This is a genomic window from Streptosporangium sp. CA-115845 (assembly GCF_050943795.1).
GTDB lineage: Bacteria > Actinomycetota > Actinomycetes > Streptosporangiales > Streptosporangiaceae > Streptosporangium.
In genome coordinates, this window is sequence record NZ_CP191988.1 from 5,623,778 (window position 1) to 5,637,496 (window position 13,719).

General features: G+C 65.6%; 12 protein-coding genes and 1 pseudogene. 9 read left to right on the forward strand and 4 right to left on the reverse strand.

The window, feature by feature from the left end; translation table 11 throughout:
• Positions 1-119: 119 nt before the first annotated feature.
• Positions 120-1,324, reverse strand: a pseudogene (locus ACQP0P_RS27565) (RNA-guided endonuclease InsQ/TnpB family protein); the annotation flags it as partial.
• A gap of 137 nt (positions 1,325-1,461) precedes the next feature.
• Here ACQP0P_RS27565 and ACQP0P_RS27570 point away from each other — a divergent pair.
• From ACQP0P_RS27570 to ACQP0P_RS27595, 6 genes are all read left to right on the forward strand, one after another.
• Positions 1,462-2,430 carry an aldo/keto reductase gene (locus ACQP0P_RS27570; protein WP_433359447.1) on the forward strand — a complete coding sequence of 323 codons (969 nt, stop codon included), beginning with the start codon at positions 1,462-1,464 and terminating at the stop codon, positions 2,428-2,430.
• 374 nt (positions 2,431-2,804) lie between these two features.
• Entirely contained in the window at positions 2,805-3,620 is an 816-nt protein-coding gene (locus ACQP0P_RS27575; RefSeq protein ID WP_433359450.1) for an SAM-dependent methyltransferase, read from the forward strand.
• A gap of 290 nt (positions 3,621-3,910) precedes the next feature.
• The gene (locus ACQP0P_RS27580; RefSeq protein ID WP_433359453.1) at positions 3,911-4,567 is read left to right on the forward strand and encodes a gluconokinase; all 657 of its coding nucleotides are present in this window, start codon (positions 3,911-3,913) and stop codon (positions 4,565-4,567) included.
• A 293-nt stretch (positions 4,568-4,860) separates the two neighbouring features.
• Positions 4,861-5,895, forward strand: a complete 1,035-nt coding sequence (locus ACQP0P_RS27585; protein ID WP_433359456.1) for a PucR family transcriptional regulator — start codon at positions 4,861-4,863, stop codon at positions 5,893-5,895.
• Positions 5,896-6,061: 166 nt separating this feature from the next.
• Positions 6,062-7,174, forward strand: a complete 1,113-nt coding sequence (locus tag ACQP0P_RS27590; RefSeq protein ID WP_433382141.1) for an LLM class flavin-dependent oxidoreductase — start codon at positions 6,062-6,064, stop codon at positions 7,172-7,174.
• Between the two features lie 61 nt (positions 7,175-7,235).
• The gene (locus tag ACQP0P_RS27595) at positions 7,236-7,553 is read left to right on the forward strand and encodes an NAD(P)H-dependent oxidoreductase (protein WP_433359459.1); all 318 of its coding nucleotides are present in this window, start codon (positions 7,236-7,238) and stop codon (positions 7,551-7,553) included.
• A 15-nt stretch (positions 7,554-7,568) separates the two neighbouring features.
• On the opposite strand, the gene ACQP0P_RS27600 is transcribed toward ACQP0P_RS27595, so the two are convergent.
• Positions 7,569-8,132, reverse strand: a complete 564-nt coding sequence (locus ACQP0P_RS27600; RefSeq protein WP_433359461.1) for a carboxymuconolactone decarboxylase family protein — start codon at positions 8,130-8,132, stop codon at positions 7,569-7,571.
• Positions 8,133-8,555: 423 nt separating this feature from the next.
• On the opposite strand from ACQP0P_RS27600, the gene ACQP0P_RS27605 reads away from it, so the two are divergent.
• Positions 8,556-9,041, forward strand: coding sequence for a class I SAM-dependent methyltransferase (locus ACQP0P_RS27605; RefSeq protein ID WP_433359464.1), 486 nt, complete (start codon positions 8,556-8,558; stop codon positions 9,039-9,041).
• A 394-nt stretch (positions 9,042-9,435) separates the two neighbouring features.
• Positions 9,436-10,410: a hypothetical protein gene (locus tag ACQP0P_RS27610; RefSeq protein ID WP_433359467.1), complete on the forward strand. Its 975-nt coding sequence runs from the start codon at positions 9,436-9,438 to the stop codon at positions 10,408-10,410.
• Between the two features lie 63 nt (positions 10,411-10,473).
• Here ACQP0P_RS27610 and ACQP0P_RS27615 read toward each other — a convergent pair whose 3' ends face one another.
• Together ACQP0P_RS27615 and ACQP0P_RS27620 are read right to left on the reverse strand one after the other, a co-directional pair.
• A complete protein-coding gene (locus ACQP0P_RS27615; protein ID WP_433359470.1) occupies positions 10,474-11,259 on the reverse strand; it encodes a TolB family protein in 786 nt (261 codons plus the stop codon).
• Positions 11,260-11,402: 143 nt separating this feature from the next.
• On the reverse strand, positions 11,403-12,461 hold the full coding sequence (locus tag ACQP0P_RS27620; RefSeq protein ID WP_433359473.1) for a hypothetical protein: 1,059 nt from the start codon (positions 12,459-12,461) through the stop codon (positions 11,403-11,405).
• 235 nt (positions 12,462-12,696) lie between these two features.
• Here ACQP0P_RS27620 and ACQP0P_RS27625 point away from each other — a divergent pair, with 235 nt between their 5' ends.
• Positions 12,697-13,539: a serine hydrolase gene (locus ACQP0P_RS27625; protein ID WP_433359476.1), complete on the forward strand. Its 843-nt coding sequence runs from the start codon at positions 12,697-12,699 to the stop codon at positions 13,537-13,539.
• Positions 13,540-13,719 lie beyond the last annotated feature (180 nt).

A 13,719-nucleotide genomic window follows, 5' to 3' on the forward strand; every position in this document is an offset into this window, starting at 1 on the left:
GGATATTTCGGTATATGGCCAGTGGCCTGGCGGCATCTAACGCGACGCCCCCCGGATCTGGCGGCCGATATATTGGCGGTCTTGACATCCTCCCCCTCGTAAACGAGGGGGATTCCCACGGTCGCCCGTGAGGGTTCCTGCTTCACCGCCAGTCGCCCGCCAGGAGAAATCCCCTTTGAGGTCTTACACCGGCTCCACAGGCGTTTTACCTCTCCGCCAGCCCGGCGGCGAGGATGTTCTTCGCGGCGTTGACATCCCGGTCATGGGCGGCGCCGCAGGCACACACCCACTCGCGAACCCCCAATGGCATGGACCGCTGGATCGCGCCGCACGCCGAGCACAGCTTCGAACTGGGAAACCAGCGGTCCACCGCTACCAGCGTGCGCCCGTACCACCGGGCCTTGTACTCCAGCATGGAGCGCAACTCCCGCCAGGACGCATCCGAGATGGCGCGGGCCAGCGAGCGGTTCTTGACCAGGTTACGGACGGTCAGGTCTTCCACGGCGATCACTTGGTTCTCGCGAACAAGCCGTGTCGTGACCTGGTGCAGGTGATCCCTTCTGCGGTCGGCGATCCGGGCGTACACCCCGGCGACCTTCAGCCTCGCCCTGGCCCGGTTGTTCGACCCCTTCTCCTTACGGGCCAGCGCCCGCTGGGCCTTGGCCAGCTTGCGCCGGTCGGCTCGTTCGTGACGCGGGTTGACGATCTTCTCCCCGGTCGACAGCGTCGCCAGTGCGGTGATGCCCGCGTCCACCCCCACGCTCTGCTCGACCGGCGGCAGAGGGCTGATCTTCTCCTCGACCAGCAGGGACACGAACCAGCGGCCCGCCGCGTCCCTGCTCACAGTGACCGTGGACGGCTGCGCGCCCTCGGGAAGGGGACGCGACCACACGATGGCCAGCGGCGCGTCCATCTTCGCCAGCGTCAGTGCGCCCTCACGCCGGCGAAACGCCGAGCGGGTGTACTCGGCCGACGCCCGCGCCTTCTTCCTGCTCTTGAACGTGGGGTACTTAGCGCGTTTGGCGAAGAAGTTGGAGAACGCCGCCTGCAGGTGGCGCAGCGCCTGCTGGAGCGGGACCGACGACACCTCGGACAGGAAGTCGTAGGCACCGCTGCGTTTCCACTCGGTCAGCGTGGCCGAGGACTCCACGTAGGAGACGCGACGCCCTTGGAGGGTGTAGGCGCGGGTGCGTTCTTCCAGGGCCTTGTTGTAGACCAGGCGCACACAGCCGAACGTCCGGGCCAGCTCGCCGGCCTGCTCGGGGGTCGGATGGAAGCGGTACTTGTAGGCCCGCTTCACGATCTGCGCCACGCCTCGCACCATACCGCGCGATCAGCTGAGGATCGTGCGTGTGTTCGGTACGGCGGTCCGCCTGGCGGCGAATCGCCTGCCCCTGTCCTGCTCCGCAGGAGCCCGATTCCTCCCCCGCCTGAAGGCGGGGGTCTCCTCGGAGGTATCTGATGAACTCGCTGGTCCGACGCCCTCTGGGCCAGACCGGTCTGACCGTGACACCTGTCGGTCTCGGCCTGGCCGCACTCGGCCGTCCCGCCTACATCACACTCGGCCGCGCCGAGGACCTCGGCGACGACCGCGACATCGCCGTAATGCGGTCACGCACCTGGGCCGTGCTCGACGCCGCCTGGGCGGCGGGGGTGCGTTACCTCGACACGGCGCGCTCGTACGGGCGGGCGGAGGAGTTTCTCTCCGGCTGGCTGCGCGAGCGCGGGATCGCCCCGGGAGCGGTCACGATCGGTTCGAAGTGGGGATACGCCTACGTCGGCGACTGGCGTCTGGACGCCGAGCGGCACGAGGTGAAGGAGCTCACCGCCGACCGGCTGCGCGTCCAGTTGAAGCAGACACGCGCGCTGCTCGGCGAGCACCTGTCGCTCTACCAGATCCACTCGGCGACCGTGGAGAGCGGCGTGCTCGACGACGAGGACGTGCTCGACCGGCTGCGCGCGCTGCGGGCCGAGGGAGTGGCGATCGGTCTGTCGACGAGCGGGCCACGCCAGGCGGACACGATCGACCGGGCGATCGGAGCCGGGCTGTTCGACACGGTGCAGTCGACGTGGAACCTGCTGGAGCGCTCGGCCGGTGAGGCACTCGCGCGGGCGCGCGAGGCGGGGCTGGGCGTGATCGTCAAGGAGGGCGTGGCGAACGGCCGGCTGACCGCCCGGGCGGCACCCGCCGCGCTCCTGGCCGCCGCACGCGAGCGGGACACCACACCGGACGCGCTCGCGCTGGCCGCCGTACTGGCACGGCCGTGGGCCGGGGTGGTGCTGAGCGGCGCGGTCTCGGCCGGGCAACTGCGCGACAACCTCGGCGCGATCGAGACCGGCTGGGACTCGGAGCTCGACGAGCGGCTCGCCGGACTGGCGGAAACCCCGGAGAGCTACTGGGCAGAGCGCGGCGCGCTGCCCTGGAAGTGACCCTGAAACCGAGCGCCTCCCAGCACTGCCCTATCCACCGGCCACAAGTCTGTCGACCCTCCTATTTCGGCACTCCGGCGCAGGGGCCATCGAGCGGCCGAGGTGAGGCGTCACGTGGTCGGGTCGTAAATGGTCAGCATCGCACCGGCCGAAAGCGCGCGACGCGGCTCCGCCCACCCGCGGATTCAGTGGTCTGTCAGATGATGGCGTCACACTGGCTCCCGGCTGGGAATCCTGGTGGGCAGCGGCAGGACGAATCCGGCACCGGCCCGCCTCGCCCATGGACATCGAGGGGTTTGCCGTGACCGTCATGGGTGTGATCCACTACATCCCACCTTATTCACTGCGAATACCTCATGAACGGAACCGGCCCCATGAGCACCTCTCGCGAATCAGACTGGCAACCCGCGGAACTCGATGCCGACCGGCCGCATTCGGCCCGTATCTGGAATTACTGGCTGGGTGGAAAAGACAACTATCCCGCCGACCGCGACGCCGGCGACATGGTCGAGGGGCTCATCCCCGGCATCGTCGACTCGGCCCGGGCCGACCGGGCGTTCCTGGGCCGCTGCGTCCGTCATCTCGTCGCCGACGCCGGTATCCGCCAGTTCCTCGACATCGGCACGGGCCTGCCCACCGCCGACAACACCCACGAGGTGGCGCAGCGGATCGCCCCGGAGTCCCGGGTCGTCTACGTCGACAACGACCCGCTGGTCCTGGTGCACGCCCGCGCCCTGCTCATCAGCACCCCCGAAGGGGTCACCAACTACATCGACGCCGACCTGCGCGAACCCCACCACATCCTGCGGGCCGCCGAGAAGACCCTCGACCTCACCGAACCCGTCGCGCTGATGCTGCTGGGCATCCTGCATCACATCACCGACGACGACGAGGCCAGGCAGGTCGTACGGGACCTGGTCGACGCCGTCCCCTCGGGCAGCTACCTGGTGATCGCGCACGCCACCGCCGAGGTCCACGGCGATGCCATGCACGAGGCGATGCGGCAGTTCATGGAGCGGGGCGGCACCCCGATCGTGGCCCGCGACCGCGACCACCTCGTCACCTTCTTCGACGGTCTGGAGCTGCTGGAGCCCGGCGTGGTGTCCTGCTCCAGGTGGCGTCCGGAGCACAGCCCGTGGGGCGAGCCCGATGAGGTGTCCCAGTTCTGCGGCGTCGCCCGCAAACCCTGACGCCCCTGCCTCCCTCAGCGGCCGACCGGCCGCACACTCCGGCCCCCGTCCCAGAGGCCGGCTCGGCCCTCGACAGCCGACCGGTGTGGCGGCCACCTGGAACGATCGGAAAGATCGAGTTTATCGAGGACGCTCCGGTGTAGTCCCGTACTCGTCCGGTCGTCTCATCGCATGATCCTTCGTCAATGCCCGCACCCGATCTCAAACACCACCTGTCGACCGTGATCCCGGGTCGGTCAGCACCACCCCCGTCAGGCCGTCGCACAGAACGACATGGGAGGCTCTCCTGGATGAACCCCGCTGAGGATTCCGCCGCGCCGGCTCCCGGAACCGCGCCACTCGTCGTCATGGGTGTGACCGGTTCCGGCAAGAGCACCGTGGGCGCCGCCCTCAGCCGGCGGTTACGGGTGCCGTTCGCCGACGCCGACGACTTCCACAGCGAGGCCAACATCGCCAAGATGTCGGCGGGCATCCCCCTCGACGACGACGACCGGCTGCCGTGGCTGCGCGCGATCGGCGCCTGGCTCGCCGAGCACGCCGCCACCGGCGGGGTGGCGAGCTGCTCGGCGCTCAGGCGGAGCTACCGCGACATCCTGCGGGAATCCGCGCCGACGGTGAGCTTCGTCCATCTGCACGGCGAGATCGACGCCGTACGCCGGAGGGTCGCCGGTCGTCCGGGGCACTTCATGCCCTCCTCCCTGGTCGACTCGCAGTTCAGGACCCTGGAGCCCCTCGGGCCTGACGAGCACGGGATCGTGCTCGACTTCGCCAGGCCCGTCGGCGAGCTCGTGGACGCCTACCTCGCCGCGGCGGCCGTCCCCCGGACGCGACCGGACCCGTACCCCACCGGTCCCGCCGATCCCGGTGGACCCCGAGACACAGGCGAGGCCGGGAGTCCGCCGCCGCGCAGCCAGATGAGGGTGCCTTGGGCCTGGTGCGGACGGTAGATCCGTATCGCCACGTCCGGATCGGCGGACACCGTACGGTGCTCGATCTCCAAGTTCGAGGTGTCCGGGGTCGGCACCGTGGCGGCTCGCTCGGCGAATGTCTTGCGCGCGGTGACCGGGTCGGTCAGGTCGGTTTTCGGGAGAAAAGGGAGAAATGGTTCAAGTTCGGGATCCATGCCACCCATCCTCACCGCCGCCCCCCATGGGATCCTCCGCCATCCGTCGCGCATCCCGCCCCGATACCGCACCGATCAGCGCCCCGTCCCGCGGTACTCCTCTCCTATGCTCATCTCGTGGAGGCACTGGCCGTACGGCTGTCGGGACTCGACCCCTACGTCGAGGGCGTGATCCGCGTCGTCATGTTCTACGACACGCTGATGCGCCGGCGGGTGGATCTCGCGGCGCTCGTCCGGGCCTCGGCGGGCCTGGCCGAGTGCGTGACCGGGATCCGCCTCGACGGCACCGGGCGCACCCTCCGCTTCGCGCCCGACGGCGGACAGGCGCCCGCCTCTCCCGCCCTCCCATCCGCCACCGCCCCGATCACCCTCGACGACGAGGAGATCGGCATGGTGTGGCTGGAACGCCCCGGCCCGCCGAACCCACTCGACGAAGCCCTTCTGGACCGCCTCGCCCTCGCCGCCGCGTCCGTCGCCGAGCGATACGGCCCGGCCCACACCACCATGGCCGACCCCGCCCTCGTCGAACTTGTCATCGGCTCCGATACCGACGAGGCGGCCAGAGCCCGGGCGTTACGGCTCCTGGGCTTCACCCCCGGCCTGCCGGTCCGCGTCGTCGCCGTACGGTCAGAGCTCCCGCTCGACAGAATCGGCGGCCTGATCTGCCCGGCCCGGCCGGTGAAGGCGGCATCGCTCGCCGACACGGGTGTCATCCTCGCCGCCACCATCGACCTGACCAGGTTCCCGGCAGCCGCACGCGCGGGCATCGGCACGGCCGATAACCCTCACCACTCCTGGCGGCAGGCCCGCACCGCGCTCCGCTTCACCACTCCACGCGAACCCGCCATCCGCTACGACGACCTGGGCGCACTGGCACTGCTCGCCGAGATACCCCGGGACGCCGCGCGTGACAACGCCGACGTGACCGCCCTCGCCCGAATCGCCGACAACCCGCAAGACCTGGCGACCCTCGACGCCTACTGCGCCACCAGCTCCCTCCGCCGCGCCGCCGAAACTCTCCACCTGCACCACAGCAGCGTCGCCCGCCGACTCGAACAGATCGGAAAGATCCTGGGCATCGAACTCACCGAGCCCACCGGCCTGATGCGGGCCAAGCTCGCCCTCACCACATGGCGGCTCCTCGAGGAGTGAGGAAGATCCACCCAGCACCCCTGGGACGCGTCGACGATCCGCATACCCGCAGCTGTTCCCGGTGTGCGGCCCCCGGTCACGAAGGTCCGCACTGACAGGAATAACCCTCCCGCTGAGACGTTAAGGGTAGTTGAAATTTCAAACGAAACGGAGGACGGTGAGCACGATGCAGTTCGGGATCTTCACCGTAGGCGACGTCACCACGGACCCCACCACGGGCCGGACGCCGAGCGAGCACGAGCGGATCAAGGCGATGGTGGCCATCGCGCTCAAGGCCGAGGAGGTCGGCCTGGACGTCTTCGCGACCGGCGAGCACCACAACCCGCCCTTCGTACCCTCCTCACCGACGACCATGCTCGGCTACGTCGCCGCGCGGACCGAGCGGATCATCCTCTCCACGTCCACCACCCTGATCACCACGAACGACCCGGTCAAGATCGCCGAGGACTTCGCGATGCTGCAGCACCTGGCGGACGGGCGCGTCGACCTGATGCTGGGCCGCGGCAACACCGGGCCGGTGTACCCGTGGTTCGGGCAGGACATCCGCCAGGGCATCCCGCTGGCCATCGAGAACTACGCGCTCCTGCACCAGTTGTGGCGCAACGACGTGGTCGACTGGCAGGGCCGATTCCGCACTCCCCTGCAGTCGTTCACCTCGACCCCCCGCCCGCTGGACGGCGTCCCGCCGTTCGTCTGGCACGGCTCGATCCGCAGCCCGGAGATCGCCGAGCAGGCCGCCTACTACGGCGACGGGTTCTTCGCCAACAACATCTTCTGGCCCAGGGAGCACTTCATCCGCCTGATCGAGCTGTACCGGGAGCGCTTCGCCCACTACGGCCACGGCACCCCCGAGCAGGCGATCGTCGGCCTGGGCGGGCAGGTGTTCATGCGGCGGAACTCCCAGGACGCGGTCCGGGAGTTCCGCCCCTACTTCGACAACGCTCCCGTGTACGGCCACGGCCCCTCGCTGGAGGAGTTCACCGACCAGACCCCGCTCACCGTGGGCAGCCCGCAGGAGGTCATCGACAAGACCCTGACCTTCCGGGACTCCTTCGGCGACTACCAGCGACAGCTGTTCCTGATGGACCACGCCGGGCTCCCGCTCAAGACGGTGCTGGAGCAGCTCGACATCCTCGGCGAGGAGGTCGTCCCGGTACTGCGCAGGGAGTTCGCCTCCGGCAGGCCGGCCGAGGTGCCGGACGGCCCCACCCACGCGGCCCTGCTCGCCAGGCGCGACAGCGCGGCCGAGACGGGCGAGCAGCCCATCCCCGCCACCTGAGGCATCCGAGTCCCCCCTCTTCACCGCCTCCTGCAGCGGCCTGTTCAAGTCGTTCTTCGACGTGATCGACAACAGCGCGCTCACCGGCAAGCCGGTGCTGATCGCGGCGACCGGGGGGACGGCACGCCACTCGCTCGTCCTGGAGCATGCCATGCGCCCGCTCTTCGCCTACCTGCGCGCGACCGTCGTACCGACCGCCGTCTACGCCGCGTCCGAGGACTGGGGCACCGGCGGGGGCGACCGCGCCGACGGCCTCGCCTCCCGCGTCGCCCGCGCGGCCGGCGAACTGGCCGGCCTGATGTCGCACCGGCCCGCCGCCGCCCGGCAGGTCGAGGCCGTGATCCCGTTCGAGCGGCAACTGGCCGCACTGTGGCCCTGACGAACGAACGGACACCTACCTGCCGTCGCCGTCCCAGGCGTAGGCCTGGAACGGCGGGTCGAGGGGGGCGTCGATCAGCCGGTTGGCGAACGTGGAGATCGTGTAGGCACCGACACCGAGAACGACCTCAAGGGCGTTCCGCGGCGTGTAGCCGGCGCCGAGGAACGCCCGCGTCTCCTCGTCGCCGACCGCGCCGCAGTGGTCCATCACCGCGAGGGTGAACGACCGCAGCGCCTCCGAACGGTTGTCCGGAAGGGGCTTCTGGGCCCGCAGCCCCTCGATGATCTCGGCCGGGGCCTTCAGCCTGACCAGCGTGGCGGTGTGCATCGCCACGCAGACGTGGCAGCCGTTGCGGGTGGCGACCGTCAGGATGACGATCTCACGCTCGATCGGGGCGAGGGTGGTCTGCTCGAAAACGGCACTGGCCGTCAGAAACCCCTTGAGCAACTCCGGGGAGGTGGCCATCCGGCCGACCGGCGCGGGGATGAAGCCGAATTTCCGCTCCACCCCCTCGACCGTGGCGCGGGCGGCGGCAGGGGCACTCTCGGCGGTGTGGGTGACGAAGACGTCGTGGGACATGAGGACCTTCTCTCTGGATTCTCCGGGCACGCCGAAGACGGGCCCGGCGGACGCACATCGGGGCAATATCGTCAATGTGGTTGTCTATATAGTAAACATGGTTGACGACTTTGGCAATGATCGAGGCCGGATTCCCCTACGGAGACATCGACGTCTTCCCAGGTGGCCACAACCACCAAGCCCTCGCACGAAGAAGACGGCGACCCGGACATCCGGAGCGAGCGATGACCAGAGCTCTAGAACACGGCGAAACCGTCATGGATCGCGGGCGAGACCGACGGCGAGAATCATCACTTCATCCAGGCGTGTCCCACTTGAGCTTGGCACAGACGGAATCCAGCCCCCGCACTCCAGACCGCAACAGAAACCTGCTCTATCGGCACCGGCCTGTTCGTCTGGCGGCTCGCCCCGCACGCCAGGTCCGTGGAGGGCATCGACCGGGCGCCCGAGGTGATCACCGCAGCCCGCGCGCTGTCCGAGGACATCCCCAACGCGAGCTACCTCGAAGCCGACATCCTCAACGCCGGCCTGGCCGGCGAGCGCTACGACTTCATCTCCTGCATCGCGAGCATCCGCCATCTGCCGTTCGCCGAAGCCCTCAGAAAGCTCCACAACGCGCCGGCCCCCGGCGGCACCCTGGCAATCTTGGGGTGTTACCGCCAGACGACACCGGTCGACTATCTGCCCGACCTGGTCGCGATCCCCGCGAACCAGGTGAGGAACATCATGATCCGGAAGCGGGCCGATACCCGCGCAGGGGGCATCCTCCCAGATCGCGACTCACCGGCAGGCACACCCGCTGCCCCGATCACGGACCCACAGATGACGCTGGCGGAGGTCAGGCAAGAAGCACAGACGCTCCTACCCGGAGCAGTCATCAACTCATCCATGTACCGTTGCACCCGCTGAACCTCTGCCGATGAACTCGGCAGCCGCTCCCGATCTTGTTCTCGTCACACAGGCATGATCATGAGCGGCTGCTCCCGTTGCGCCGCATTCCTGTCACAGGATCGCATTGGCTGAGCCGCGTCATCCCAGCAGATCCAGCAGCGCCCGCATACGCCCAGCTCAGCTCAGACGGTTTATCGGCTGCCCTCGCATGTGCCTGAGCTCAATCCGGCCGAGGGGGTGTGGGCGAGCCTGAAAGGCAGGTCGGCCGACCTCATCCTATTAGGAGTTCTTAGGCCACTACTGCCGAGTATGTTGGCCATAAGCGATGGACAGGATCACCCAAGGATGCTTCTATCGATTCACGACTGCTTCTCGGCGCAGCAATGGCTGTGGATTTTCGCAGGAGGTTCCAATGTTCTTAGCACAGACTGCGGAAGACTTTGTGGAGATCGAGGCGTCCTGCCGACAACGGATCTTCCGGCCGTCATTCCTTACGGTTCACGGTGAAGGTATCTCAGCACGCTTCGCCGATGCCCTGGCCTCGCGCATCCGCGACAGAGTATTACAGGAAACGATTTCGGCGCTGCGACATAACCTTTTTCTTAATCGTGGGCCGGGGGCCCCGTCCGATGCGGTTTCCGTAGAGGTCGGAAGCGCTCACCTCTCGAGTCGACTACCGGCCATCATCCGGGAGGAAAGCCAAAAAATTTTTGGTGGAGATCCTCAAAACCACGTGCCACGGAAGGCCTTAATCCATACGGAGAGTGGTGCAGAAACCGACTCTCCTGCCCCTTTTGCCGACGAACGAAGCATGTCATGGGTCGTCGGCTCCGGTGATGGCGCCCCCCTTTCGCGCATATCCTTCGACCCTGGGGGCGACATGATCGGGAGTCAGGACATGTGGGATAATCTAGCGCATCAACTCCAGAGTAAGTACGGCTCGCCTGTACCTTGGAAGCCTGCGTGGCGGCCACCTCCGGATGACAGCACATGGGTCTTTGCTGTTCAGTTGGATGATAATGCCTGGAACTGGGCGAGGCTGACCATCGGGGACGGCGGATCCGCGATCAATGGCCCGCTGGCGGCAAACGAAATGGAACTGGGCTTGGCGAATGATACCGACTGGGCGAAGGAACTTTGGTACTGGAACACCGGCGCCGGCCCTCGGGTACGTTTGTACAAGTCCGGCGTTGCGGCAACGCCCAGTGTTCGTACCGTGGCCATCGATCCGCCCCCGTATCCACCGAATTCTATTCCGAGCCTGATCTTCAAGAAGCCTGGAGTTTTCGGGATCTGGCACGACGTTGGTCACTTTCCGCTCTATCGTACCCGCTTCTTTGAATTCTTCTCTGGAACGCGGGCGACATTCACCTGGATTTATGACTGATGGCCTGCTGAAGTGCATCGAAAGCGCGTGGTCAACTCTTCTGCACCCAAGCCCTGTTGCGCACTAGTGAGTACCCCACTCCACGTCGATGACGGGATTGGCACCAGTCAAAAAGTCGGTCACCTCGCCATTTCCGTCGACTCCCACATGCAACACTGTATGCAAATGGTTCTCGAACTTCACTACGGCCAGCCACAGCGCATCCGGAGACCATGCGGGTCCTTCGACGGCTCGATTGAACACTGCCCGGGGAGGAACGCCACTCCCCGGCCTCTCCTGGACTGATATACCGCCGGGAGTCGCATAAGCCAACTTCTCGCCGTCCGGGGACCACACCGGGTGCCTATAGTTGCCAGGTTCAGTGATTGCCTGCCGGTCGGTGCCGTCACTATTCATAATGAACACCCGCTGTGTGCCGTCATGCGATACAAACGCGATCTTTCCGCGTGTGGACCAGTCCGAATGGCGGGCGTACGGCAGATTCAACCACCGTTCGTCGCGACCGCTTGAATTGATTGTGTAGAGTCCGTATGTGTTGTTGCGGAAACCTGTGAAAATGATTCGACTACTGTCGTCGGCGGCCCAGTCCGGTTCAATGTCGGTGGTTTCATTTCGGGTTACCTGAGTAAGATTCGTACCGTCCGTAGCCATGATGAATATTTCGGCGTCACCGTCGCGTTCGCTACTGAATACGATCTTGGACCCGTCGGGTGACAGCCGCGGCCCTGTGTTGTCCATCCCGGGAGTGTCGGTCAATTGCACCTCTTCGCAGTCTTCCGTACGTCGCAGGTAGATGTCGTAGTACGTGCTGTAGGTTGTCGGAGAGGGTTTACCGCGCGCGTAGATCAAAGGGGTACAGGATCTGTTCACTTCGCAGCCCGCCGCCGTTGCGGCGAAAAACAGCGCAAGTGTTAAGAGGCAACGGATCCATGTCGCCGCCCAGTGGCGTCCGGGCCCGTCCGGTGATGACACGATCGCCGTCCCTCGTCTCGTCACGAACTCGGTGTTGTGGCCACTCGGACTGGATGGAACTGCACGAAGATCGCGCAGTGATCCGACCATATTCGGTCTCGGGGAGCGCAGAAGCCCGGTTCTCTTGGCTCCCCGCCGGGAAGGGCATCGCTCTGCGACGTCTCAAGGCGATAGGCCGCCTCGTGCGTTCCGGTAGCGACAGCGTCAACGCCATCTGCCCTACTGACAACGAAGTTGGAGAACGCTTCTGTGCCGCCGTTGAAATCGCCGGCCAGGATGGGCGGATAGACGGGGCGGTCGCGCTCACCGCTCACCGCGGTGAGATTACCGATGAGATCTCGAGTGGCTATGTATGTGGGTGATTGAAGGTAGTCAGTCCCAGATCTCGGGTGCAGATGCACATTGAAGACGTCGAAGTGGGCTGCTGGATCTTCGACGAAGACCAAGCGCGCGCCAGCGGCTTCGAAGTTATTTCTGCCATCGTCACCTTTGAATGAAGACGTGTAGAAGACCCCTTCTCCGTCGAGCAGGGAACAGCTATCCGCGTACTCGGGGTGCGGATCTGTGCAGGGCCAGCTCTTACGGGCGTGAAATCCCAGTATGGTAGGCGCGCCTTCGGCCGGTTGCAGTTGGGCAGCTGGGGCTCGAGTGATATTCCGGAGTCGTTTCGAGTTATAAATGAGAGCTACTCCGCTGGTAAGGTGGTTGATACCCATCTGGGTTCCCCTCGTCGCCAAGTACCCGATCCGGTAGCTACCGCCGGTTGCATCGTCGACGATTTTGATCAAGTAGTGCAGGCCCTCATGGTCATGAGGTCTGAGGCTAGCCGGCCAAAAGAACTTCCGGGCATACATCTCCTGTAGGAGGAAAAGGTCGGGTGCGGTCTTGGAGTCCTTCAGCCAAGTGGCGACCCGTGCATATCGATCCCGCCATGGAACCTTGATACCCCAGACCTCGTCCTGTGTGCCGGCGATGTTAAGGGGCAGCAGGGATAGTTGATAACGGTCTCGCTCTATCTGGGACAGCCCTTCTCCAACCTGTTGGCAACCACCGGCCGATAAGGCCACAACAAGGCCCACGGTACCCACCAGAGCGGTAAGTCTACGGCTGAGGCCACTGTTCATGTGAGTCACAATGACAGGATCCATCGGAAATGTGTCGGTGGCAATCAGTGAGCCTTTTTCGCGCGTGTGCCGCTCGAAAATGCGATCCCACTGGTGAAGGGGCGCTGTTAGCCTCGATCTAACCTCGGTCTAATGTGACCTCAGCCTTTCAAGGTCAGTATGCGTCCTGGACATAGACGGCACCGCGGAAGTGCACGTCGGCGGCGATGACCTGGTCGTGGCTGCCTCGGTCTTCAAGGTCGCCATAGCCGTGGAAGTCTTCCGACAGGCCGACGCGGGCCATTTTGATCTACAAGACCGAGTCCATATCAGGCCCAACGCGCGAACAGCAGGCCCGACAGGCTTTTCTACCTTCGCCGACGGAGTCGACGCTTCCATACGTGACCTGACCAGGATGATGCTGGTCGTGAGCGATAACGCGGCCACCGACATCCTCATCGATCATGTCGGCCTGGACCGCGTTCGAGCGACCTTGACCGAATTGGGGCTGAAGGTGACCGCGATTCCCTTCTCCCTGCAGGGCATGCTCGACTCGATAGGCCAGGACGCGAGATTTACCGACTGGGCAGAACTGACTAACGCAACGGCCACAGCACGCTCGGCCGATGAATCCCAGGATCTGCAGGAACGGCTGTGGTCCTCCCGGGCCATGCAACCCGAACATGCGATCCGCACGACCGCCAGGGAGATGGCCCGGTTGTTGCGCCTGATCTGGCGCGACGAGGCCGGCCCCGCTGAGGCGTGCGCCCAGGTCCGTCAACTGATGGCTCAGCAGGTGACCAGGAATCGCCTGGCGATGGGCTTTCAACGTGATGTCCGCGTCGCGGCCAAAAGCGGAAGCCTGTTCGGAATGATCCGCAACGAAATCGGGGTCCTGGAGAGGACAGACGGGCGTCGCTACGCGGCCGCAGTCTTCACACGAGCACACCGGCCCTGGATCAATGAGAACGAGATCAACACGGTTATCGGCACCGCCGCCGCCCTCGCTATCGACCAGATCAACAGGAAGGCTCCGGGCTCTGAGGCCCCATGAAACCAATCCGTCGCCTGGACGACGATATCTGAAGTCAGCCCCGTTGCCGGCTTCAGATATTCGTGACTATCCGAAGCTGACTCCGAGCTCTACGGAGATTTCCGACGCATCCCGCTCACACCCGTTCAAGGGTGACAAGGCGGAACTGGCATACCGTGGGCACATCTCCCACTTCCAGCT

Coding starts and splice junctions, on each gene's coding strand:
- ACQP0P_RS27570 (WP_433359447.1), top strand. CDS start 1,462: ATGAACTCGCTGGTCCGACGCCCTCTGGGCCAGACCGGTCTGACCGTG.
- ACQP0P_RS27600 (WP_433359461.1), bottom strand. CDS start 8,132: ATGTCCCACGACGTCTTCGTCACCCACACCGCCGAGAGTGCCCCTGCC.
- ACQP0P_RS27610 (WP_433359467.1), top strand. CDS start 9,436: ATGTTCTTAGCACAGACTGCGGAAGACTTTGTGGAGATCGAGGCGTCC.
- ACQP0P_RS27580 (WP_433359453.1), top strand. CDS start 3,911: ATGAACCCCGCTGAGGATTCCGCCGCGCCGGCTCCCGGAACCGCGCCA.
- ACQP0P_RS27575 (WP_433359450.1), top strand. CDS start 2,805: ATGAGCACCTCTCGCGAATCAGACTGGCAACCCGCGGAACTCGATGCC.
- ACQP0P_RS27590 (WP_433382141.1), top strand. CDS start 6,062: ATGCAGTTCGGGATCTTCACCGTAGGCGACGTCACCACGGACCCCACC.